At 64.9% G+C, this 22,044-nt stretch carries 23 protein-coding genes and 2 pseudogenes; 13 read left to right on the top strand and 12 right to left on the bottom strand.

From position 1 onward, the window contains the following. Positions 1 to 2 precede the first annotated feature (2 nt). From WAO18_RS16390 to WAO18_RS16375, 4 genes and pseudogenes are all read right to left on the bottom strand, one after another. Positions 3 to 1,016, bottom strand: coding sequence for an acyl-CoA desaturase (locus WAO18_RS16390; RefSeq protein WP_422207307.1), 1,014 nt, complete (start codon positions 1,014 to 1,016; stop codon positions 3 to 5). Beyond that, entirely contained in the window at positions 1,013 to 1,930 is a 918-nt protein-coding gene (locus WAO18_RS16385; RefSeq protein WP_422207306.1) for an acyl-CoA desaturase, read from the bottom strand. Before WAO18_RS16385 ends, WAO18_RS16390 begins: the two co-directional genes overlap by 4 nt. Further along, on the bottom strand, positions 1,927 to 3,573 hold the full coding sequence (locus WAO18_RS16380; RefSeq protein WP_422207305.1) for a fatty acyl-AMP ligase: 1,647 nt from the start codon (positions 3,571 to 3,573) through the stop codon (positions 1,927 to 1,929). Before WAO18_RS16380 ends, WAO18_RS16385 begins: the two co-directional genes overlap by 4 nt. Before the next feature lie 207 nt (positions 3,574 to 3,780). Further along, positions 3,781 to 4,151: pseudogene (locus WAO18_RS16375) on the bottom strand (SAM-dependent methyltransferase); the annotation flags it as partial. Between the two features lie 187 nt (positions 4,152 to 4,338). On the opposite strand from WAO18_RS16375, the gene WAO18_RS16370 reads away from it, so the two are divergent. After that, positions 4,339 to 4,815, top strand: a complete 477-nt coding sequence (locus WAO18_RS16370) for a nucleoside deaminase (RefSeq protein ID WP_422207304.1) — start codon at positions 4,339 to 4,341, stop codon at positions 4,813 to 4,815. Here the strand turns inward: WAO18_RS16370 and WAO18_RS16365 are convergent. After that, positions 4,812 to 5,798 carry an oxygenase MpaB family protein gene (locus WAO18_RS16365; protein WP_422207303.1) on the bottom strand — a complete coding sequence of 329 codons (987 nt, stop codon included), beginning with the start codon at positions 5,796 to 5,798 and terminating at the stop codon, positions 4,812 to 4,814. The two genes, WAO18_RS16370 and WAO18_RS16365, sit on opposite strands and share 4 nt — an antisense overlap. Before the next feature lie 38 nt (positions 5,799 to 5,836). Here WAO18_RS16365 and WAO18_RS16360 point away from each other — a divergent pair, with 38 nt between their 5' ends. From WAO18_RS16360 to phoU, 5 genes are all read left to right on the top strand, one after another. After that, positions 5,837 to 6,451 carry a TetR/AcrR family transcriptional regulator gene (locus tag WAO18_RS16360; protein ID WP_422207302.1) on the top strand — a complete coding sequence of 205 codons (615 nt, stop codon included), beginning with the start codon at positions 5,837 to 5,839 and terminating at the stop codon, positions 6,449 to 6,451. A gap of 87 nt (positions 6,452 to 6,538) precedes the next feature. Then, complete coding sequence (locus WAO18_RS16355; protein WP_422207301.1) at positions 6,539 to 7,558, top strand: acyl-ACP desaturase; 1,020 nt, start codon at positions 6,539 to 6,541, stop codon at positions 7,556 to 7,558. A gap of 6 nt (positions 7,559 to 7,564) precedes the next feature. Continuing rightward, the gene (dusB, locus tag WAO18_RS16350; protein WP_422207300.1) at positions 7,565 to 8,698 is read left to right on the top strand and encodes a tRNA dihydrouridine synthase DusB; all 1,134 of its coding nucleotides are present in this window, start codon (positions 7,565 to 7,567) and stop codon (positions 8,696 to 8,698) included. A gap of 281 nt (positions 8,699 to 8,979) precedes the next feature. Then, positions 8,980 to 11,121: an LCP family protein gene (locus WAO18_RS16345; protein WP_422207299.1), complete on the top strand. Its 2,142-nt coding sequence runs from the start codon at positions 8,980 to 8,982 to the stop codon at positions 11,119 to 11,121. Positions 11,122 to 11,224: 103 nt separating this feature from the next. Beyond that, positions 11,225 to 11,893, top strand: a complete 669-nt coding sequence (gene phoU, locus WAO18_RS16340; protein WP_422207298.1) for a phosphate signaling complex protein PhoU — start codon at positions 11,225 to 11,227, stop codon at positions 11,891 to 11,893. On the opposite strand, the gene pstB is transcribed toward phoU, so the two are convergent. The 6 genes from pstB to WAO18_RS16310 form a co-directional block, all read right to left on the bottom strand. Beyond that, positions 11,890 to 12,666 (bottom strand): phosphate ABC transporter ATP-binding protein PstB, encoded by a 777-nt coding sequence (gene pstB / locus WAO18_RS16335; RefSeq protein ID WP_422207297.1) that lies wholly within the window; start codon positions 12,664 to 12,666, stop codon positions 11,890 to 11,892. The two genes, phoU and pstB, sit on opposite strands and share 4 nt — an antisense overlap. Beyond that, complete coding sequence (gene pstA / locus WAO18_RS16330) at positions 12,659 to 13,591, bottom strand: phosphate ABC transporter permease PstA (RefSeq protein ID WP_422207296.1); 933 nt, start codon at positions 13,589 to 13,591, stop codon at positions 12,659 to 12,661. Before pstA ends, pstB begins: the two co-directional genes overlap by 8 nt. After that, complete coding sequence (gene pstC, locus WAO18_RS16325) at positions 13,588 to 14,610, bottom strand: phosphate ABC transporter permease subunit PstC (RefSeq protein WP_422207295.1); 1,023 nt, start codon at positions 14,608 to 14,610, stop codon at positions 13,588 to 13,590. Before pstC ends, pstA begins: the two co-directional genes overlap by 4 nt. A gap of 48 nt (positions 14,611 to 14,658) precedes the next feature. Further along, entirely contained in the window at positions 14,659 to 15,768 is a 1,110-nt protein-coding gene (pstS, locus tag WAO18_RS16320) for a phosphate ABC transporter substrate-binding protein PstS (RefSeq protein ID WP_422207294.1), read from the bottom strand. 125 nt (positions 15,769 to 15,893) lie between these two features. Then, positions 15,894 to 16,814: a mycothiol synthase gene (mshD, locus tag WAO18_RS16315; protein WP_422207293.1), complete on the bottom strand. Its 921-nt coding sequence runs from the start codon at positions 16,812 to 16,814 to the stop codon at positions 15,894 to 15,896. Next, entirely contained in the window at positions 16,811 to 17,587 is a 777-nt protein-coding gene (locus WAO18_RS16310; protein WP_422207292.1) for a winged helix-turn-helix transcriptional regulator, read from the bottom strand. The genes mshD and WAO18_RS16310 overlap by 4 nt, the downstream gene beginning before the upstream one ends. A 147-nt stretch (positions 17,588 to 17,734) precedes the next feature. On the opposite strand from WAO18_RS16310, the gene lmeA reads away from it, so the two are divergent. The 7 genes from lmeA to WAO18_RS16275 all read left to right on the top strand — a co-directional run bounded on the left by lmeA (position 17,735) and on the right by WAO18_RS16275 (position 21,647). Further along, on the top strand, positions 17,735 to 18,547 hold the full coding sequence (gene lmeA, locus WAO18_RS16305) for a mannan chain length control protein LmeA (RefSeq protein WP_422207321.1): 813 nt from the start codon (positions 17,735 to 17,737) through the stop codon (positions 18,545 to 18,547). A 106-nt stretch (positions 18,548 to 18,653) separates the two neighbouring features. Continuing rightward, positions 18,654 to 19,007, top strand: a complete 354-nt coding sequence (locus WAO18_RS16300; RefSeq protein ID WP_422207320.1) for a thioredoxin family protein — start codon at positions 18,654 to 18,656, stop codon at positions 19,005 to 19,007. Beyond that, the gene (locus WAO18_RS16295; RefSeq protein WP_422207291.1) at positions 19,007 to 19,129 is read left to right on the top strand and encodes an Ms5788A family Cys-rich leader peptide; all 123 of its coding nucleotides are present in this window, start codon (positions 19,007 to 19,009) and stop codon (positions 19,127 to 19,129) included. The genes WAO18_RS16300 and WAO18_RS16295 overlap by 1 nt, the downstream gene beginning before the upstream one ends. 97 nt (positions 19,130 to 19,226) lie before the next feature. Further along, positions 19,227 to 19,688 carry a DUF4395 domain-containing protein gene (locus WAO18_RS16290; protein WP_422207290.1) on the top strand — a complete coding sequence of 154 codons (462 nt, stop codon included), beginning with the start codon at positions 19,227 to 19,229 and terminating at the stop codon, positions 19,686 to 19,688. Between the two features lie 20 nt (positions 19,689 to 19,708). Then, positions 19,709 to 20,542 carry a sulfurtransferase gene (locus WAO18_RS16285; protein WP_422207289.1) on the top strand — a complete coding sequence of 278 codons (834 nt, stop codon included), beginning with the start codon at positions 19,709 to 19,711 and terminating at the stop codon, positions 20,540 to 20,542. 2 nt (positions 20,543 to 20,544) lie between these two features. Beyond that, positions 20,545 to 20,847: a DUF1416 domain-containing protein gene (locus tag WAO18_RS16280; protein WP_331514633.1), complete on the top strand. Its 303-nt coding sequence runs from the start codon at positions 20,545 to 20,547 to the stop codon at positions 20,845 to 20,847. 119 nt (positions 20,848 to 20,966) lie between these two features. Further along, entirely contained in the window at positions 20,967 to 21,647 is a 681-nt protein-coding gene (locus tag WAO18_RS16275; protein WP_422207319.1) for an FABP family protein, read from the top strand. A gap of 272 nt (positions 21,648 to 21,919) precedes the next feature. On the opposite strand, the pseudogene WAO18_RS16270 reads toward WAO18_RS16275, so the two are convergent. Continuing rightward, positions 21,920 to 22,044 (bottom strand): annotated as a pseudogene (locus WAO18_RS16270) (aminodeoxychorismate lyase); the annotation flags it as partial.

Below are 22,044 nucleotides of genomic sequence, written 5' to 3'. Positions count from 1 at the left end.
CGTCACCTCGCTCCGGCAGCGGACACGGCAGGCACGGTGGCCCGGTTGCGGCGCAGCCGGTTGTTGATCGTGGTCCGGCTGGGCATGTGCAGATCCCATACGATGTGCGCCTTCGCCAGCATCCAGATCACCAAGCCGCTGAGGTCCGGTTCCCACCAACGCATTCCGTGTCGATATGCACCGGGAAAGGCGTGGTGGTTGTTCTGCAGACCCTCACCGAAAGTGAAGAACGCCACCGGCCAGTTGTTGGCGCTGTCGTCACGGTTGGCAAACGGTCGCGACCCGATCATGTGGCTGACCGAGCCGACACACCAGGCCGCCTGATTTGCCACGAATACACGCGCCAGTCCACCAAAGATGAAGCCGGACACCGCCGCAGCGAGGCTGCCACCGACGGCCCACCCGATGCCGGCCGGTACCAGCAGCCCGACCAATCCCCAGATGGGGTAGGTCCGGTCGTAGCTGTAAAGTCGCCGATCGCGCAGCACATCGGGGGCAAACACCATCGTTTTCGATTCCTGGTCACTGAACATCCACGGAATATGGGCGTACCAAAGCCCTTTCAGCTTCCCGGCGATGCTTCTGCCGCTCAGGTTCGGCGAGTGCGGGTCGCCCCGCTCGTCGGCATAGCGGTGATGGCGGCGGTGCGTGCTGACCCAGAAGAGCAGTGGGCCTTCCAGCGCCATCGATCCCGAGATCATCAAGACACCCTCGAAGAACCGGGACGTCTTGAAGGATTTGTGGGCGACGTAGCGGTGGAATCCAATGGTGATCCCGAACATCTGTATCGCGTAGAACACGCCGAACAGGACATAGTCGAGCGCGGTGGCCCGTCCCGCGGCGATCAGGTAGACCGCGAAGCCGAACCCGAGCGCCGGGATGCCGATCGTGACCAGCGCGACCACCCGTTTGGCCCGTGCGCTTGCCGGGTTTAGTTGCAGGATCGCCTTGGCGAGCGATTCCCCCTCGCTCGGTTTGGGGGAAGATGCTGTGGGACTGTGCGTTTCGACTGTCATGGCGCACCTTCTGCATGGTCGGACTGCGAATTGACGTACCGCACGCGGTGCACGAGACCGAGTCGGTCGAGGAGCCGGATGAAGTCTCCGGCCAGATCGAGCTGCCACCAGTGCCGCCGGGTCTGGGCCAGCGCGGGCCGGGCGTGGTGGTTGTTGTGCCACGACCCGCCCATCGTGGGCGGCGCCAGGACGCCGATATTGCGGCTTGCGTCCCGTAGCGGGAATGCCCGGGCACCGATCGTGTGGCCCAACGAGTTCACCGCCCAGGTTGCCTGATCCAGGGCGAAGATCCGCGCGAAGCCGCCCCAGAGAATCCCACCGACGAGGCCGTGTACCGATTGTGTGACCAGCCCACCGATGGCACCGGGGATCACGATGCCCAGTAACACCAACGTGAAGTACCAGGCATTGATCTTCATCACCCTGCGATCGGCGAGCCAGTCCCGGGTGTGCCTGCTCCAGTCGATCTTCTTGACATCGAACAGCCAACCAACGTGGCTGTGCCACAAACCTTTTGCGCGCCCCCACCACCCGGAGCCCTGCGGCCGGGGCGAATGCGGATCACGGTCGGTGTCGGCGAACGCGTGATGCAGCCGATGGTTGGCGACCCAGAACACGATCGGCCCCTGCGCCGCCATCGACCCTGCGATCGCGAGGAACACCCTGACCGGTTCGGACGCCTCGAAAGAACGATGGGTGAAGTAGCGGTGCAGCCCTGCCTCGACGCCGAGCGCGGTAATCAGGTACATGACAACGAATAACAAGACGTCGCACAACGTCACCCCGAAGTAGATCCCGTAGACAATCGCGCCAACGGCTCCGAGGGTTGGTAGGCCGACGGTCAGATACGCCAGTCGTGAGGCGAGCACATCGCGCTCGCGAATCGATGGGGCGGCTAGGGGTTCGGCGCTCATACCGGCGCCCTCTGGATGGCTTCCGCCAGGAACATCCGCTTGGCCTCTTGCCGACGGACCTTGCCGCTGGTGGTGGTTGGAATGGTGCGTCGCGGGCAGATGTGGACGTCAGGTCCGACACCGAATTCCGAAGTCACACTGGAGCGGACGGCATCCGTGAGCTTCGCGTTGCAATCCATCGAGATCTGGGTGAAGGCCGCCTCGGCGACCACGATCAGACGTTCGGTTCCGTCACCGGGTATTGAGAACGCCACCGCCCGCCGTAGCGAAGGGTCGGCGCGCACCACATTGGCCTCGACGTCTTGCGGATAGATGTTGCGGCCGCTGACAATGATGAGGTCTTTGATTCGTCCGGTGACGAACAGCTCGCCGTCACGCATGAAACCGAGGTCGCCGGTGCGAAGGTAGCTGTCATCTTCGCCATCGAGTTGCCCGTTGAACACCTTGCACGTCAAAGCATCCCGGTTGAAGTAGCCGGCGGTGACACTGCGACCGCGAACCCAGATCTCACCGCTCTGACCTTCCGGAATCCCACGATTCGAGTCGGGGTCGACGATCCGCACGACGTGTTCGGAATCGACTTCGCCGCAACTGACCACGATGCCATCAGCGCCGTCAACAGTGTTGTAGCGGAGTCCCTTTCGTTTCCCGGCGACGAAGAGCGTCGCCTCAGCCATCCCATAGCAGGGAATCATCGCGGTGACGTCGAACCCAAGTGGTGCCGTGCACAGTTCGAAGCGGACCAGGGTATCCGCGCGGATGGGTTCGGCCCCGCAATAAAACTCCCTGACCGTTGACAGGTCGAGGTCTTCGTTATCGCCGTCGAGGGCCTCGACGGCGGCGTCGAGGGAGAAGTTCGGGCCGACGGTGATCGAAACGCGGTAGTCGGTGATGGCCTCCAGCCAGCGGCGGGGTTGCTGCATGAAGTGCATCGGCGACATCAGCACCAGTGGCCAGCCGTGGTGCAGCGACAGGATGATCGTGCCCATCAACCCCATGTCGTGGTAGGGCGGCAGCCAGGAGAGCCCGACTCGATTCGGGTCCGGCCCCATGCTGCGGAACAGGACTTCGCAATTGCTCATCAGGTTGTCGTGCGTCACGCAGACGCCCTTCGGCGATCCGGTCGACCCGGATGTGTACTGGATCAGGGCGAGGTCGTCGGGCGAGCACGGCGCGGGCTTCACCACGTCGGCGCGGGTATCCAATTCCTCGACGAAGCAGACCAGCGGATGAATGTCGACGCACGCCAGCCGGCGCAGCAGAACTTCGGCCTGGGCGTCGTACATCGCGTCGATGACGATTGCGTGCGGCGCGCAGTCGAGCACGATCGCGTGGAACCGGTCCAGTTCCTTGGGACGCAACGGAGGAAAGCAGGGTACTGGCACGGCGCCGAGCATCATGATGCCGAAGAGTGCGGCGATGTAGTCCAGGCTCGGGTTCACCGCCAACACCACACGTGATCCGCGGCGGACACCCCGAGAAGAAAGCCACGCCGCGAAGGCCGCTGCGTTGCTCGCGGTGTCGGCGTAGCTCCAGCGCAATTCGGACGCCGCCGTGCCGTCGGCGAGGAAAATGTACGCGGGATCTTTCGACGCTGACCTGGCGGACAATACGTCGACGATCGTGCGGGGGGCCTCTGCCACTAGTTTGTCCCTCAATAACTACTCGGACCGGCCTAGCTACCCCCGGGCGATAGTGTAACCAGTGGTTGTCAACGCTGCACAGTTTGTTGCCAGGAATCTATACGGGCCTTGCCAGGCGCGTCGCAAAATCGCCGACTCGGCGCAACGGTTTTGGCGCCGGAACGGCCGACAAAATCGCCGGCTAGGTGTTGTAGTTTTTGGGCGCCGTCAGCGGCGTACGGCGTTGAGGTAAGTGATGTCGGCAAACGCCCGCGCGACCTCGTCGTCGGAGTACACGAAGCCGCTGGCGGGATGCATCTCGCCGACGGTGCGGTGCGCCACCTGCCAACGTCGCCTCGTCAGGTCTTCGATGATGTGGCTGCGCCCGTAGTGATAGACGAGTTCGTTGAAGTCGATCTCGAATCCCAGCTCGCTCATCCGGTCGTGATGGCTGCGCCAGCGGGGTCGGCGAAAACGGTTGTGTCAGGAACGAACTCAGAGGCCAGCTCTGGAGCGCTCAACTCGGTGACGTTGCCGAACAGCGCGTCCTGGGCGTCGGGCGGCAGGTAGACAACAAGGCCTTCGGCGCTCCACGCCGACGTCGATCAGTCCGGCGTCTGATGCCAGTGCGCGCTGGGCGGCAACCATGGTTGCCGACGCGCCAACGCTCGTTGCAAGATCTCAACTATCGCTCTCGCTGCGAATAGAAACCAGGACTCTCATCTCGAAGTAAAAACAATATAGAACAGCTAGTTATTAGCTTGGCTTTCGGATGGAGGATCCGTGATGGATTTCGCGCAGCGGACCATCGATCTGGCTCGGCAGAACGTCATCGAGGGTGGCAGGCCGTTCGCGACGGTGATCGTCAAGGACGGCCGAATTCTGGCCGAAAGCGCAAATAAAGTTGCCCAGAGCCATGACCCGACCGCCCACGCCGAGATTCTGGCTATCCGCGAGGCATGCATGACGTTGGGGACCGAGCACCTGACCGGTACCACCATCTACGTGCTGGCCCAACCGTGTCCGATGTGCCTTGGCTCGCTGTATTACTGCTCGCCTGACCAGGTCATCTTTCTGACCTCACGCGACCAGTACGAGCCGTACTACGTCGACGACCGCAAGTACTTCGAGTTGTCCACCTTCTACGACGAGTTCGCCAAGGACTGGCAGCAGCGGCGACTGCCGATGCAGTACGACCCCCGCGACGACGCGGTCGAGGTGTACCGCCTGTGGCGCGAGCGCAACGGCGGTCGGCGGCCTTAGACGTTGGGGCAGTAGTGCTTTGGATCGCCACGCTCGTCGAGCGGCGGCAGGTTGCGGGCCGGCGTCTGCACCAGCGGGGTGTCAGCGGGGATACGGCCGGTGGCGCGGTCCAGGCCGGCCCGGGCCCGCGGATGCTTGCGGTATCGCGACGGCACGGCGGCGAAAATCACGCGGACGAGGTCGCCGAAGCGGCGGTGCAGCCACTCGTCGCGACGCGACCAGCTGTAGCCCATCAGCTTGCGCACCGGTGGGTCGTACAGGCCAACAGTGAGCCAGACGAAGAACGGCGACATCAGTCTGCGCTGAAGGGCCCAGAGCCGGTCCGGAATCCATTGCGCAAAAGGCGGTTTCGGTAGCTCAGTCAGGTTGAGCACCTCACGTGCGGCGTAGTTGTTCTCCAACACTTCGCTACACATGTGATCCCAGTAGACCTGGAAGTCCTCCCAGCTCTTCGGCACCGGGCGCATGCTCATGCCGTACATCCGGTACCACTCGACGTGCTCGTCGAACAGCTGGCGCTTCTGCGCTTCGGTGAGACCGCCGCAGAACCGTTCGGCCACGTGGATGGTGCCGACAAAGAACGTTGAGTGTGCCCAGTAGAAGACGTCGGGGTTGAGCGCGTGATAGCGGCGGCCCTGACTGTCGGTGCCCTTGATCTCGACGTGGTAGTCGCGTACCTCGGCCCCGGTGGTCGGTGCGCGGTCACTGTCGAACACCACGCCGCCGATCGGGTACAGCGACCGCAGCAACCGTGGCCAGCGCTCCCGGAAGAAGGTCGAGTGGCCTTCTACGGCCGCACCCAGTTGCGGATGCATGTTCTGCATGGAACCGGCCCACGGGCCTTGCAGCATGCCACGCCAGTCGCCGAAATACCGCCAGGTCAGCGACTCGGGGCCGAGTGGCTGAGGCGGGGCGTCATATCCGAGCGGCGAAACCGGGCAACCCGGCGCAACCGGGGTCGCCGCGGACGTATCTTGAGTCACTGGTGAAATTTCCTGTCCGAGCCAGGCAAACTGACTACATGCGTTGTCAACAAGAGTCTAGGAGTGAAGTGCCGTCCGGTCAACGCGCGCGTCGCTGGTCCGGCGTCCCGTTGGAGGATCGCCAGGCCCTGCGGCGCGACGAACTCGTCGCCGCCGGCGTGCAGCTTCTCGGCCAGCCGAGCGGCCCGGCGGTGACCGTACGGGCGGCATGCCGGCAGGCCGAACTGACCGAACGCTACTTCTACGAAAGCTTCGCCGACCGTGACGAGTTCGTGCGCGCCGTGTATGACGACGTCTGCGCCAGGGCGATGTCGGCGCTGATGTCGGCGACCACCCCGCGCGAGGCCGTCGAGCGATTCGTCGCACTGATGGTCGACGACCCGGTGCGCGGGCGGGTGCTGCTGCTGGCCCCGGCGGTGGAACCGGTGCTGGTCCGGTCGGGCGCCCAGTGGATGCCCAATTTCATCGACCTGCTGCAGGACAAGCTGACTCAGATCGGCGATCCGGTACGCCAGAAGATGATCGCCACCAGCTTGATCGGCGGCCTCACCGCGTTGTTCACCGCCTATCTGGACGGGCGACTGACCGCCAGCCGCGAGCAGTTCATCGACTACTGCGTGGAGATGCTGCTCAACCGGGCCTCGACCCATTAGCCGAACCACCGGACCGGAACTTGGATGTCACCGACATACACAGATATATTGACTGGAACCGACAGACACAGATAACTGGGAGGCGTGGTGCCGGATCGTCAAGACCTGGACCTGTTGCGTGAACTCGAGCCGGTAGTCGAGAAGTACATGAACCGACACCTGAGCGTGCACAAGCCCTGGAACCCGCACGACTACATCCCGTGGTCGGATGGCAAGAACTACTACGCGCTGGGCGGCCAGGACTGGGAGCCCGGACAATCCAAGCTGACCGACGTCGCACAGGTGGCCATGGTGCAGAACCTGATGACCGAGGACAACCTGCCGTCGTATCACCGCGAGATCGCGATGAACTTCAGCATGGACGGCGCCTGGGGCCAATGGGTCAACCGCTGGACCGCCGAAGAGAACCGCCATGGGATCGCGCTGCGCGACTACCTGGTCGTGACCCGCGCCGTCGACCCGGTCGAGTTGGAGAAGCTGCGCTTGGAGGTTGTCAACCGGGGCTTCAGCCCGGGCCAGAACCAGCAGGTTCGAGAAGACCTGTTCGCCGAAAGCCTGTTCGACTCAATCATCTACGTCACCTTCCAGGAGCTGGCCACCCGGATCTCGCATCGCAACACCGGTAAGGCCTGCAACGAAACCATTGCCGATCAGCTGCTCGCCAAGATCTCAGCCGACGAGAACCTGCACATGATCTTCTATCGCGACGTCACCGAGGCCGGGTTCGAGATCGCGGCCAATCAAGCGATGAAGTCGCTGCACAAAGTCCTGCGCAACTTCCAGATGCCCGGCTACCAGGTACCCGAGTTCCGGCGCAAAGCCGTGATGATCGCCGTCGGCGGCGTCTACGACCCGCGTATCCACCTTGACGACGTCGTGATGCCGGTGCTGAAGAAATGGCGCATCTTCGAGCGCGAGGACTTCACCGGTGAGGCTGCAGCGATGCGCGACGACCTGGCCATGCTGATCAAAGAGCTCGAGATGTCGTGCGAAAAGTTCGAGATCTCCAAGCAGCGGCAACTCGACCGCGAAGCCCGCACGGGTAAGCGGGTCACTGCCAAGGAACTGCATCACACCGAGGGCACGCTGACCCTGAGCCGGCGGTAGCCTGCCGTGCGTATCGGCCCCATCACGCTGGCCAGCCCCGTGGTGTTGGCTCCGATGGCCGGCGTCACGAACGTCGCCTTCCGCACGCTGTGCCGCGAGCTCGAGCAGGAACGCGTCGGCACGGTCAGCGGGCTTTATGTCTGCGAGATGGTGACGGCGCGTGCCCTTGTCGAGCGGCATCCCGTCACCATGCACATGACGACGTTCTCCGCCGACGAGTCGCCGCGATCGCTGCAGCTATACACCGTCGACCCGGTCACCACGTACGCGGCGGTGAAGATGATCGCCGACGAGGGACTCGCCGACCACGTCGACATGAATTTCGGCTGCCCGGTGCCCAAAGTCACCCGTCGCGGGGGCGGGGCCGCGCTGCCGTACAAGCGGCAGCTGTTCGCCCAGATCGTGAAAGCGGCGGTGCGCGCCACCGAAGGCACCGACATCCCGGTGACCGTCAAGTACCGGATCGGCATCGACGACGACCACCACACCCACCTCGAGGCGGGCCGGATCGCGGAATCCGAAGGGGCGGCCGCGGTCGCGTTGCACGCCCGCACCGCAGCTCAGCGCTATTCGGGCACTGCGGACTGGGCGCAGATCGCCCGGCTCAAGCAACACGTCCAAACCATCCCGGTGCTGGGCAACGGCGACATTTTCGAAGCCAACGACGCCCTGACCATGATGGCCGTCACCGGATGCGACGGCGTGGTAATCGGCCGCGGTTGCCTAGGCCGGCCGTGGCTGTTCGCCGAGCTCTCCGCCGCGTTCACCGACAACCCGGCGCCGACGCCGCCCAATCTGGGCGAGGTCGCCGACATCATCCGCCGGCACGGCGAACTGCTGAGCGAGCACTTCGGCGAAGACAAGGGCATGCGTGACATGCGTAAACACATCGCCTGGTACCTGCACGGATTCCCGGCCGGCTCGGATCTGCGGCGGGCCCTCGCGCTGGTCAAGACCCGCGACGAACTGGACCGGCTGCTGGACAAGCTCGACCGCGATACGCCGTTCCCGACCGCGGCCGGTGGGCCGCGGGGCCGTCAGGGATCGCCGGCGCGGGTGGCGCTGCCGGACGGCTGGCTGGCGGATCGTGACGACTGCACGGTTCCGTTCGCGGCCGACGTCATGCATTCGGGCGGCTGATCGAACGTCCGGCGACGATGCAGCGCGGTACGCGCTGAGGAGAAGCCGGACTAACTGCAACCGTCCCGAGATCGCGTTTACGGGGCTCTCTCAGTACGATGTTGAACTTGTTGCACTACGCGTCGGCGGCCGAGACCAGAGCCATCGTCGCGGTACGGCTGTACAGGGACGACGCGACCGCAAAGGTCACGCGGACACGTCACGCGGAGACATTGCGCCGCATCGCCGGCGCTGCGCCGAGGTGCGCACGGGGCATCACCAGATTCGGAGGCCGGTAGGAGATGAGTGACGGCGACGCTGGCGCCGATTCAGCCACTCACGGCCCTGACGCCGATGACATAGGGCTTAGCCGAACGCCGCCCGGATCGCGAGGCGCCGCGCCGTGGGAGCGATTCGGCACGACCACCCATGCCGTGGCCGTCGTCAATCGATGGCAGGGTCCGTCGGCTCTGGACCAACCCGTCGACCGGGGTGAGCCGGCGGCCGCCGACAAGCACGACACCGGGGGATCGCACACCGAGGGCGTGCTCACCGTCGCCGATTTGATCGCCAAGGTCGGTGGCCCGGTCGCCGAACGGCCGCGGCACCACCGTGCTTACACCGAGACGCTTGACCCTGAACCCGCACCTCCCGCCCATGGGCAGGACGACAAGTACAACGCCTATGCGTTGCCGAGCCCTGCGGAATACAACTACGACCTGCCCGATCTCGACGCCGTCCACCGCGGGCGGATGGCCGGCGACGCCGACGTCCAGCAGACCACTGTGCTGCCGATGACGTCGGTCCGGCCCTCACCGGCCCGTCCTGTCGAAGAACCCGATGTCGACCACGATGACGACGAGCCCGCGCCGAAACGCCGCCGCCGGCACGGCGGGTTGCTGGTTGTCGGCCGCCTCGCGGTGGCCACGATCGCGGCGGCGGCACTGGCCATGACCGGCGGCGCGTACCAGTGGAGCACGTCAAAAAACCACCGACTCAACACCATCAGCGCGCTGGACCTCGGGTCGCGGGACATCGTCGATCGAAACGCGCAGTTCGGGGACGAAGACTTTCTGGTCGTCGGCATGGACTCGCGCGCCGGGGCCAACAGCGCCATGGGTGCCGGCGACACCGAGGACGCGGGCGGTGCCCGGTCGGACACCATCATGCTGGTCAACATCCCAGCGAACCGCAAACGCGTTGTCGCAGTGTCGTTTCCGCGTGACCTTGCCATCACGCCGATCCAGTGCGAAGCATGGAATCCCGACACCGGCGAATACGGCCCGCTCTACGATTCGGACACCAAGAAGTGGGGCCCCAAAAACGTCTACACCGAGACCAAGCTGAACTCGACGTTCTCGTTCGGCGGACCGAAGTGTCTGGTGAAGGAAATCCAGAAGCTGTCCGGCCTGAGCATCAACCGCTTCATCGCCGTCGACTTCGCCGGATTCGCGAAGATGGTCGACGCGCTCGGCGGCGTGGAGGTGTGCAGCACCACCCCGCTGAAGGACTACGAACTGGGCACCGTGCTGGCTCACTCCGGACGCCAACTGATCGACTCGAAGACCGCGCTGAATTACGTGCGGGCCCGCAACGTCACGACCGAGAACAACGGCGACTACGGGCGGATCAAGCGCCAGCAGCTGTTCTTGTCCTCGCTGCTGCGCTCGCTGATCTCCAAGGAAACGTTCTTCTCGTTGAACAAGCTCAACAGCGTGGTGAACATGTTCATCAGCAACAGCTACGTCGACAACATCAAAACCCGCGACCTCGTTCAGCTCGGTCAGTCAGTGCAGGGCATGAACGCCGGCCATGTCTCGTTCGTGACGGTACCCACCGGCGTCACCGACGAAAACGGTGACGAGCCGCCGCGCACCTCGGACATGCGTGCGCTGTTCGATTCGATCATCAACGACGACGCTCTGCCGGGCGAGAACGACATGAACGCGACATCGAGCCCGCCGACCACGTCGGCGAACAGCAAGGCCACCCCGCAAGCCAACCAGCCCGCCGGCCCGCACCCCGAGCATCTGCAGGCGGTGGCCGCCGCACCGCAGGACGTCACCGTGCAGGTATCCAACTCGACCGCCAAGTCCGGGCTGGCCACCACGGCCAGCAACCAGCTCAAGCGCCGTGGATTCCGAGTCAAGTCGCCCGACGACTACCCGAACCCGCTCAAATCCACCAAGGTGCTGTACTCCCCCGGCAATGAACAGGCCGCCGCCACGATCGCGGCAACATTCGTGAACTCCAAAGTCGAGCGCATCACCGGCACCGGGCACGTGGTGCAGGTGGTGCTCGGCTCGGACTTCACCGCGGTCGGTACCCCGCCGGCGGCGGGGTCACCGGTCAGCTTGCAGGTCGAGCGCAACGCAACCAGCCAGCCAACCAAGCTGCCGGAGGACTTGTCGGTGACCAACGCCGCCGACACCCACTGCGAGTAGCGCAACCGCCTGATAGGCAGGTCAACCGGCATTCACCGCGAGTTCATGCCCAACTTCGTGCCGGTTCATGCCGGACCGCAGATTCAGAACGTACGCTTGCAACATGCGCACCGCCTATCACGAGCAGCTCTCTGAGCTCTCTGAACAGCTCGGCGCGATGTGCGGGCTGGCCGGTGCTGCGATGGAGCACGCGACGCAGGCACTCCTGCAGGCCGATCTAGTGCTGGCCGAGCAGGTCATGTCCGACCACGAAAAGATTGCCGAGCTCAGCGCCCAGGCCGAAGAGAGCGCTTTCGTGCTGCTTGCGCTGCAGGCGCCGGTCGCCGGCGACCTACGGTCGATCGTCAGCGCCATCCAGATGGTCGCCGACATCGACCGGATGGGTGCACTGGCGCTGCACGTCGCCAAGATCGCCCGCCGGCGGCATCCGCAGCACGTGTTGCCCGAGGAAGTCAACGGCTACTTCGCCGAAATGGGAAGACTTGCAGTCGAATTGGGCAACAGTGCGCAAGAAGTGCTGTGGTCGCGAGACCCGGAGAAAGCCGCCCGCATCCGCGAAGAAGACGACGCGATGGACGACCTGCACCGCCACCTGTTCACCGTGCTGATGGACCGGGAGTGGAAGCACGGCGTGGCCGCTGCCGTCGACGTGACCTTGCTCGGCCGCTTTTACGAACGCTTCGCCGACCACGCCGTCGAGGTGGCGCGCCGGGTCATCTTCCAGGCGACCGGGCATTTTCCCGAGGATTCACCCGTCGCCAAATCCAGCTAGCCGAAGCGGCCGGAGATGTAATCCTCGGTGGCTTTCTGGGTCGGGTTGGAGAAGATCTTCTCGGTGTCGTCGATCTCGATCAACCGGCCCGGCTTACCGACCGCCTCCAGGTTGAAGAACGCGGTGTGATCGCTGACCCGAGCCGCTTGCTGCATGTTGTGGGTGACGATGACGATGGTGTATTCCTGCTTCAACTCGGCGATGAGGTCCTCGATCGCCATCGTCGAAATCGGGTCAAGCGACGAGCACGGCTCGTCCATCAGCAGCACGTCGGGTTGCACGGCGATGGCCCGCGCGATGCACAGCCGCTGCTGCTGACCGCCGGACAACCCGCCGCCGGGCCGGTCCAACCGGTCCTTGACCTCGTCCCACAGGTTGGCGCCGCGCAGTGCGTACTCGGCGGTGTCGTCGAGCAGCTTTCGGTTACGCATGCCCTGCAGTTTCAGCCCGGCCACAACGTTATCGCGAATTGACATGGTGGGGAACGGGTTTGGACGCTGAAACACCATGCCGATCGCGCGTCGCACCCCGACCGGGTCGATACCGGAGCCGTAGATGTCGTCGTCGTCGAGCAGCACCGAGCCATGCATGCGTGCGCCGGGCGTGACTTCATGCATCCGATTGAGGGTGCGCAGCACGGTGGTCTTGCCGCAGCCCGACGGCCCGATGAATGCGGTCACGCTGCGTGGCAGAACCGACAGCGAGACGTCAGCGACCGCGTGAAACGCGCCGTAAAAGATGTTGACGTCCTTGAGGTCCAACCGCTTAGCCACTGGAAGTCCTGCCTATCCTTTCCGGCTCGAAGAACTTGGCAATCACCCTGGCCGCCAGATTAATGACGGCGATCAGCACAATCAGCGTCAGGGCCGCACCCCACAGCCGATCCGTGGGAATCGGCGCGGCACCAGCACCCGCCGACGTCTGGTCGTACATCATGCCCGGCAACGAGCCCATGAAGCCGCCGAACATATCGAAATTCATGGCCTGCGAGTAGCCCACCAAGATGAGCAGTGGCGCCGTCTCGCCCATCACCCTGGCCAACGCCAGCAGAATCCCGGTAATGATGCCGGACATCCCGGCCGGCAGCACGATTTTGGTGATCGTCCGCCAATTCTGCACACCCAGCGCGTAGCTGGCCTCGCGCAGCTCCACCGGGACGATCCGCAGCATCTCCTCGGTCGACCGCACGATCACCGGGATCATCAGCAGCACCAGGGCCAGCGACACTGCGAAACCGGACCTTGGGAAACCAAGCGTGGCGATGCACAGCGCGTAGATGAACAGAGCGGCGACGATCGACGGCACCCCGGTCAGGATGTCCACCATGAACGTGGTCAGCTTGCCCAGCGTGTTGTCGCCGCCGTATTCGACCAGATAGATCGCGACGAGAACACCGATAGGTATGGAGATGGCGGCGCACACCACGCCTTGCAGCACGGTGCCGACGATGGCGTGATACGCGCCGCCGCCGGCCAGGAACGCCGTCATATCGGCTTGGGAGTGGGTCCACCACTCGCTGGTTTTGACTGCGCCGAACCCTTTGGCCACCACCGAATACAGCACCCAGATCAGCGGCACCAGTGCCAACCCCACCGACAACGTAACCAGCACCGTCGCAACGACATTGACGACTCGCCGACGCAGGCTCACACCGGTGAACGTGCGCGCCTTGAGCGGGCGGTCCAGGATCGAGGTCATCGGGTGCCCTTGCCCGCGACAGCGGCACGAGCCATCGCATTGACGACGAGCGTGAGCAGGAATAGCACCAACCCGGCGGCGATATAGGCGCCGGCCTTGTATTGGTTGTTGAACTCGTAGGCGGTCGCCGCGATCTTGGTCGCGAACGTGTAGCCGCCATCGAACAGCGACCAGCCGAATGCCGCCTGCGTGCCGCGCAGGATGATCAGCAGCGCGATGGTCTCGCCGAGCGCGCGGCCCAGACCCAACATCGCGCCGCTGATGTAGCCCGAACGGCCGAACGGCAGCACCGCGGTCTTGACCACCTCCCAGCGCGTCGCGCCGAGGGCCAGCGCGGCCTCGATGTGGCCTTGCGGCGTCTTCATGAAGACCTCGCGGGTGACCGCGGTGATGATCGGCAGGATCATCACCGCCAGCACGATCCCGGCCGTGAAGATGGTCCCGCCACCGGCGACCGAGGCGTTGCCGGTGGCGAACAGAAACACCCCGCCCAGATGGTGATTGAGCCAGGCCGCAACCGGTCGCAGCCGCGGCGCCAGCACGTAGAGGCCCCAGACGCCGTAGATGATCGAAGGAACCGCGGCGAGCAGATCGACCACGTAGGCCAGCGGCCCGGTGACGCGGCGCGGAGAGTACTGAGACAGGAAGATCGCAATCCCCATTGCCACCGGCATCGCCAGGACCAGGGCGAACAGTGCCACCATCACCGTCACCTGAACCAGGTCGAACACGCCGAACCGCATTGCGGCGGTGTTCGTGGTGTCCCAGTTACCGCCGTAGGTGAAAAAGTTCTCCCGGTTGCGGGTCAGCGCAGGGATCGCGCGCATCAGCAGAAACAGGCCGATCGCCGCGATCAGAACGACGATCAGGACGCCGGAGCCTTCGGACATGCCCCGGAACACCCGGTCGCCACGACCGGATTTGACGCTGCCCCACAGCAGCGGGGCGGCATACGGCCGACGCGTAGCCGCGGCAACGGCCTCACCCGAGCCGGTATCGGCTGGATTCGGCGTAGTCACGGTGTTCCCATCAGTCAAAAAGTTTCGGCCATAGGTTAATCCGTTCCATCACCGGATCGCGTCGATCGCGGCGACCAACCGCTTCTTGAACTTATCCGGCAGCGGAACATAACCGGCCGTCGACAGCCCGTCTTGAGCGTCGTCGGCGGCCACGGTCAGCAGGGACCTGATCGCGGCGCTGGTGGCGGAGTCGTAACCCTTGGAGCAGACGATTTCGTAGGTCGCCAGCACCAGCGGGTAAGCACCGGCCGCTGTGGTGCTGTAAATCGACTTCAAGTTCAGTCTCAGATCGTTTCCCCGCCCCGCGAAGGTGGCGCTGTCGATGGCCTTGCGAGCAGCGTCGTTAGTGAGCGCGACCGGACCGCTGCCGTCGTTGATCTGCGCGTACGGCACGCGGCTTTGATCGGCGAAGCCTTTCTCGACGTAGCCGATCGAACCGGGCGCGGATTGCACGGCCTGGATGACCCCGGCGGACTTCTGCGCGCCCTCACCTACGCCACCCTGGAACTCGCTGCCGGTCCCCCGGGTCCAGCTGTTTGGGGCGGCTGCGGCCAGATACTTCTGAAAGTTGTCGGTGGTACCCGAGGAGTCCGACCGGTAGATCGGCTCGATCCTGGTGGCGGGCAGCGTGGTGCCGGGGTTGAGTTTCGCGATGGCCGGATCGTCCCAGCTGGCAATCGCGCCGCTGAAGATCTTGGCCAGCACGTCGGCATTGACGACCAGTCGTTTGACGCTGTCCAGGTGATACACGACGGCGACCGGCCCGAAAACCACCGGTAGATGCCAGGCAGGGTTTCCGTTGCAGCGCTCGGCGGCCGGTTCGATCTGGTCGCGGCTCAGCGGTGAATCCGAACCGGCGAAATCGACGTGGCGCGCGATGAACTGCTCCCGTCCGGCGCCCGAGCCGGTCGGGTTGTACGCCAACTGCTTTCCCGGGCACAACTGTGCCCAGTCCAAGTTGAACAACGCGATGGCGTTCTGCTGAGCCGTAGATCCCTCCGCGGTCAGCGCGGTCTTGCCGTCGCAGTTCACCGGCCCCGTCGGCGCCTTGAGGCCGTGCAGGTTGTCATCGCTGCCGCAGCCGGTCGACGTCATACCCACGATCACTGCCGTCGACAACGCGGCCGCCAGTGCTGCGCGTAGCGCGTCGAGCCTCACTGATCTCGCCTTCGTCAATGATTGTCTCCACGACCGACCCTCCCAGCCGGGGTGCCAGGCCTCCCGGAAACTATGCCTCAGGCGTGGACGGCGTCCGCCGGAGGCGTAAACGCGAAGTGAACACGTCAGACGGTATCGCCAGCGCGGGCATAGGCGGTGTCGACGCTGTACTGGGTAAAGCCCAGGCGGCGATACGTCTGCAGCGCCGCGGTGTTGTCCGACTCGACGTAGAGCATCACCGCCGGTTGGGCTGCGTCGCTCAGCCGCTGCTCGAGGTGCGCGACGCCCACCGCCGTCAGCAGTCCACCCAGACCGCGGCCCTGCGCTGCGGGGTCGACGCCGACGATGTAGACCTCGCCGAGGCCAGCTGGGTCGGGGTGAACTTTGGTCCAGTGGAAGCCCAGCAAGGTGTCGGTCTGCTCATCGAGGGCCAGGAACAGGCCCTCGGGGTCGAACCAGGGTTCGGCGCGCCGCTCGGCCAGGTCGGCGGCGGTCCAGCCGCCCTGTTCCGGGTGCGTCGCGAATGCGGCGTTGTTGACCCGCAACAGTTCGGAATCGTCGGCGGTGCCGGCGTAGGTACGGATGTGAACGCCGGCGGGCACGACAGGCTCTGCGATGTCGTGCAGCGGGTGACGCATCTGCACGAGCTCCCGAACGGGGGACAGCCCCAGCGCCGCCGCCGTCGCCTGCGCCGGTTCACCTGTCCCGTGTGCCCAAAAGCGGTTTGTTTGACCGGTTTTGGACAACGCGGCGTCGATCATCGCCGCGCCGATACCGCGTCGGCGGGCTTGCGGGTGCACCACCAGCTCCGCCATCCCGGGCTCGTCGTCGTTCCCTGCAGACAGGTTCAGATAGCCGACGACTTTCTCGCCGCCGTCGTCGGAACCGGTCGCCAGCAGGTGCTCGGTGCGGTGGTTCGGCAACTCCCGCAGGACTTGCTCGCCGACGGGAGCTACCTTATCGAATTCACTTGCGGCAGTGATGAGTTCGCGTATCTGTCGCTGCTGGTCGGTGGTTAGGTTCGCCCGCCACTGAGGCGCCGTCACTGGCTGTGCAGCGGATCGCCCAGCGGCTCTTGGCGACTGTCTACGTCGGACTCGTCGTCAGCGTCGGCGTCGGCGTCGGCAGGCTCGGTGCTCGGCGGCCGCCCGCGGGTGGGACGGACGGCCTTATAGCCGACATTGCGGACCGTGCCGATCAGCGATTCGTATTCCGCTCCGAGTTTGGCTCGCAGCCGTCGCACATGCACATCGACCGTGCGGGTGCCGCCGAAGAAGTCGTAGCCCCACACCTCGTGCAGCAACTGAGCCCGGGTGAACACCCGGCCGGCGTGCTGCGCCAGGTACTTCAGCAGCTCGAACTCCTTATAGGTCAGGTCGAGAGGACGTCCGCGCAACCGCGCGGTGTAGGTGCCCTCGTCGATGACCAGTTCGCCGAGGCTGATCTTGCCGACACTCTCCTGGTCCTGCAGGTTGCCTCGCCTGCCGATAAGCAACCGCAGCCGGGCATCGATCTCTGCGGGCCCGGTGCCGGGAAGCAGGATCTCGTCCAGACCCCAGTCGGCGTTGACCGCTACCAAGCCGCCCTCGTTGACCACCACGACCACCGGGATCGAGCGACCCGTCGAGCCCAGCAAGCGGCACAAACCGCGCGCCGCCGGCAGGTCGAGCCGCGCATCGACGATCAAAATGTCGGCGCTGCCCGCTTCCAGCAACGAGGAGACATCGGGCGGAGCGCTACGCACGGTGTGGGCGAGCAGCGACAAGGACGGCACAACCACATCGGGATTCGGCTCCGCGGTTAACAACAGCAGGTCCAAGCAAGCCCCTCCAGCATCGTGGGAAAGGCGTCTCCCAAAGTTCACGATGGGATACGAAGTTTAACGGCCAGGTCATTAAACGATAGCGTGCTGCCTGGTCCTTCGCCCGACGACGGTGCACGTAGACGCGGGCGCATGGGCCACAATGTGCGGATGCGTAAGGCGCTGGTCGGTGTGGCAGCTGTGCTGTCGGCCGTTGTGGTACTGCTCCTGGCGGCCGCGGCTGTCGACTTCGGAACCAGTATCTACGCGGAGTATCGGCTGGCCCGCGTGGTGCGCCAGACCGCAAATCTGGGCTTCGACCCATTCGTCGCGATCATCGCGTTCCCGCTGATCCCGCAGGCGATGCGACACCGCTACGAAGACTTGGAAATCAAAGCCAGCGCGGTCGACCGCCCGGTGATAGAGAAGGCCACGCTCGAGGCCACCATGCACTCGATCGACCTGACCGATGCGTCATGGCTGATCAGGCCGGCCGCCAAGCTGCCAGTCGGAAAGCTGGAGAGCCGAATCATCATCGACTCGCGGCACCTCGGCCACTACCTGGGCATCCGCGACCTGATAGTCGAGGCGCCCACGAAGGACACCAATAACGCCACCGGCGGCACCACCGAATCCGGGATCTCCGGCAGCGACGGTCTGGTCTTCACCGGGACCCCGGTGGCGGCGCACTTCACCAAGCGGGTCAGCGTCGCCGTCGACCTTTCGATGGCCGGCGACGACAAGACCACGCTGGTGTTCACCCCCACCGAGGTGCTCACCGGCCCCAACACCGCCGATCAGACGGTCCCCGCCGACAAGCGGGACGCGGTGCTGGCCGCGTTCGCCGGCAAGCTGCCCGACCAGAAACTGCCGTTCGGCATCGCGCCGACGAGCCAGGGGGCCCGTGGTTCGGACGTGATCATCGAGGGCATCACATCGGGATTAACCATCACTCTGGACGGGTTCAACCGGGCATGACTTCAACTATCTGGCCAGCGCCGCACGAGATGGATTCGGGCCGTTGACTGCCGCAGTGATCGCGCTCGTGGCGGCGCTGGCGTTGGCCGGTGTTGTCGGGTGGCTGATGACCCGTCGAGCCGGTGATGTCCGGGCCACCGATCCGGGCACGTCTGACGACATCGACCCCAGCGACCTGGGCCTATCCGCTGACGGGCCGACAGTCCTGCACTTCAGCGCCTCGTGGTGTGGCCCGTGCACTCAGGTGCGCCGCGTCGTCAACCAGGTCTGCGACGACCTGGGCGAAGTCGCGCACGTGGAGATCGACATGGATGCCAACCCGGGCGCCGCGCGGCTTCTTTCGGTTCTGTCGTTGCCGACGACGTTCATCTTCGATGCCAACGGCCGGCAGCAATACCGCGCCGCGGGTGTCCCGAAAGCCGATGACCTGCGATCAGCGCTGGTCCCGCTGTTGGCTTGATGATGTCGCTCATTGGTAAGCTGTCGCCCGTGTCCGCCCGCATCGAGCTCATGCTCACCAAGCGCCGCGCAGTCGACCTGTGCCGCGTCGCGGGCTGCTGCTGTTGTTGTTGTAGCCGCTGAGTAGCCGCGCCGTCGCGCGCCGCACTCGGAGCAGCCAGGAACAATCCCCGTGGCGCGCCGCCACAATAGCCGTGCATAAGCAACCAGGAGCAGCACCGTGTCGAACACCAAGACCCCCGATCAGGTCGATGTCCGCGGACCCCGATTCGCGGCCTGGGTCACCACTGTCGTGTTGGTGATCTCGCTGCTGGTCTCGGGCGTCAGCACGCCGGCCGCCGCAGTCATTCTGGGCATCCAGGCCGTCATCTTCGCGATCGGCGCGGTGGCCGGGCCGCGCCGCCACCCCTATGGCCTGGTGTTCGCCAAACTCGTCGCGCCGCGCCTGCAATCGGTCCGCGAGCGTGAGCCGGTAGCCCCACTGAAATTCGCCCAACTGGTCGGCTTCATCTTCGCGGTTGTGGCCGTCGCCGGATTCGCTTCGGGCGCCGCGCTGCTCGGTGTCGCGGCAACCGCCGCGGCGTTGGTGGCAGCATTCCTCAACGCGGCCTTCGGCATCTGCCTGGGCTGCCAGCTCTACCCGCTCGTGGCACGCATGAAGCCGGCCCACAGCACCTCATAGCGATCGAAAGGATCACCCACATGGCACGCTCCGACGTCCTGGTCTCCGCCGACTGGGCCCAGAGCAATCTCGATGCCGACCACGTGGTCTTCGTCGAGGTCGACGAAGACACCAGCGCCTACGACGACGGCCACATCGCCGGAGCGGTAAAGCTGGACTGGCGTACCGATTTGCAAGACCCGGTCCGGCGTGACTTCGTCGACGCGCAGCAGTTTTCCAAATTGCTCAGCGAACGCGGTATCGGCAACGGCGACACCGTGGTTCTCTACGGCGGCAACAACAACTGGTTCGCCGCGTACGCGTACTGGTACTTCAAGCTGTACGGCCACGACGACGTGAAGTTGCTCGACGGCGGCCGCAAGAAGTGGCAGCTCGACGGGCGGGCGTTTTCCACCGAGCCGGTAAGCCGGCCCGCTACCAGCTACACCGCCAAGCCGGCGGACAACTCGATCCGAGCGTTCCGAGACGAGGTGCTGGCTGCGATCCACGAGAAGAACCTCGTCGACGTGCGCTACCCCGACGAGTTCTCCGGCAAGATCCTGGCGCCGGCTCACCTGCCGCAGGAGCAGAGTCAGCGGCCCGGCCACATTCCGAGCGCCATCAACGTGCCGTGGAGCAGGACCGCCAACGACGACGGCACCTTCAAGTCCGACGACGAGTTAGCCAAGATCTACGCCGACGCCGGGCTCGATGGTTCGAAGGAAACGATTGCCTACTGTCGAATCGGGGAACGTTCGTCCCACACCTGGTTCGTCTTACAGGAATTACTCGGGCATCAGAACGTCAAGAACTACGACGGCAGTTGGACCGAATACGGCTCCCTGGTTGGAGCCCCGATCGAGTTGGGAAGCTGATTATGTGCTCTGCGCCGAAGCAAGGACAGACTCTGCCGGCCAGCGTCGACCTGGAGAAGGAAACGGTCATCACCGGACGTGTGGTGGACAGCTCCGGTCAGGCCGTGGGCGGTTCGTTCGTGCGACTGCTGGACTCCTCGGGCGAGTTCACCGCCGAGGTCGTCGCATCGGCGACCGGCGACTTCCGGTTCTTCGCTGCCCCAGGGTCGTGGACGCTGCGTGCGCTGTCGGCCGCTGGTAATGGCGATGCGATCGTGGAACCGAAGGGCGCGGGCATCCACGAGGTGGACATCAAAATCTCCTGACCCGTTCGCCGAACTAGACTCGTCGCTGTGGTTCTGTTCTTCGAGATCATGCTCGTCGCGGCCGTCGTGGTCATCTCCTGGTTCGCGTTGTACACGCTGTATCGGCTGATCACCGACGAATCGTGACCGCAGGCGATTCCGGCGACTCCGGCGACGATCCGGTTCGTTCACCCGGTTCGGCGGACCGTGCCGTGGCCGCAGCGGCCGAACGCGCCAAGGTGACCGCGGCCCGCAACGTCCCTGTCTTCGACGACCTACCGTTGCCCGCAGACACCGCGAATCTCCGCGAAGGCGCCAATCTGAACGACGCTCTGCTGGCGTTGCTTCCGCTGGTTGGCGTCTGGCGCGGCGACGGCGAGGGCCGCGGGACTGGCGGCGATTACCGGTTCGGGCAGCAGATCGTGGTCTCCCATGACGGCGGCGACTACCTGAACTGGGAGTCGCGGTCCTGGCGGGTCACCGACACCGGCGACTACGAAGCCCCGGACTTGCGCGAGACCGGGTACTGGCGATTCGTCAACGAACCCGATGACCCGTCCGAGTCGCAGGCCATCGAGTTGCTACTGGCGCACTCCGCCGGCTATGTCGAATTGTTTTACGGGCGCCCGCTCAACCAGTCGTCGTGGGAGTTGGCCACCGATGCCTTGGCGCGCAGCCGGTCGGGCGTGCTGGTCGGTGGCGCCAAACGGCTCTACGGAATCGTCGAGGGCGGCGATCTGGCTTACGTCGAAGAACGGGTGGACGCCGACGGCGGGCTGGTGCCGCATCTGTCGGCCCGGCTATCGTGGTTCGTCGGGTAACGGCATACGTTGCCGCAGAATGGTTTTGAGGGCGATAGCGCCGACCCCAGAAAATGGGCGGCCCCCGAGCCGTAGTTCCTGGTTGGACAGACCGAAGGCTCGGGGGCCGGGTGACTGCGGGGAATTCGCCAGCGCGCGCAGGTGATTCCTCGCCTGGTACAGCTAGCGGGCAGCCACCTCACATGTCCAATAAGCTATCAATTTCTCGGACCACCTCCTTCCCTGTGTACTGGCGAAGGTACCCGCTGCAAGGCAACGCGACAACCGCTTTTTCAACGGTCACTGACGATGGCCGCGTCGACGAGTTCGGCGAATTCCGCCGCCATCGGGGCCCGTGGCAACACCCGGCCGTCCAGGGTGTGCACGCGCGCGGCCAGCGTCATACTCGACACCAACC

The organism is Mycobacterium sp. (assembly GCF_049278535.1).
Taxonomy (GTDB): Bacteria; Actinomycetota; Actinomycetes; order Mycobacteriales; family Mycobacteriaceae; genus Mycobacterium.
The sequence above is the reverse complement of the archived record's forward strand: the minus strand, read 5'-3'. Positions and strand labels throughout refer to the sequence as shown.

Bases quoted from the DNA above. Each gene is read 5' to 3' on its own strand.
- WAO18_RS16280 (WP_331514633.1), top strand. From the start codon at position 20,545: ATGTGCTCTGCGCCGAAGCAAGGACAGACTCTGCCGGCCAGCGTCGAC.
- WAO18_RS16295 (WP_422207291.1), top strand. From the start codon at position 19,007: ATGATGTCGCTCATTGGTAAGCTGTCGCCCGTGTCCGCCCGCATCGAG.
- WAO18_RS16390 (WP_422207307.1), bottom strand. From the start codon at position 1,016: ATGACAGTCGAAACGCACAGTCCCACAGCATCTTCCCCCAAACCGAGC.
- WAO18_RS16300 (WP_422207320.1), top strand. From the start codon at position 18,654: ATGACCCGTCGAGCCGGTGATGTCCGGGCCACCGATCCGGGCACGTCT.
- WAO18_RS16385 (WP_422207306.1), bottom strand. From the start codon at position 1,930: ATGAGCGCCGAACCCCTAGCCGCCCCATCGATTCGCGAGCGCGATGTG.
- WAO18_RS16345 (WP_422207299.1), top strand. From the start codon at position 8,980: ATGAGTGACGGCGACGCTGGCGCCGATTCAGCCACTCACGGCCCTGAC.
- phoU (WP_422207298.1), top strand. From the start codon at position 11,225: ATGCGCACCGCCTATCACGAGCAGCTCTCTGAGCTCTCTGAACAGCTC.
- WAO18_RS16360 (WP_422207302.1), top strand. From the start codon at position 5,837: ATGCGTTGTCAACAAGAGTCTAGGAGTGAAGTGCCGTCCGGTCAACGC.
- pstA (WP_422207296.1), bottom strand. From the start codon at position 13,591: ATGACCTCGATCCTGGACCGCCCGCTCAAGGCGCGCACGTTCACCGGT.
- WAO18_RS16285 (WP_422207289.1), top strand. From the start codon at position 19,709: ATGGCACGCTCCGACGTCCTGGTCTCCGCCGACTGGGCCCAGAGCAAT.
- WAO18_RS16370 (WP_422207304.1), top strand. From the start codon at position 4,339: ATGGATTTCGCGCAGCGGACCATCGATCTGGCTCGGCAGAACGTCATC.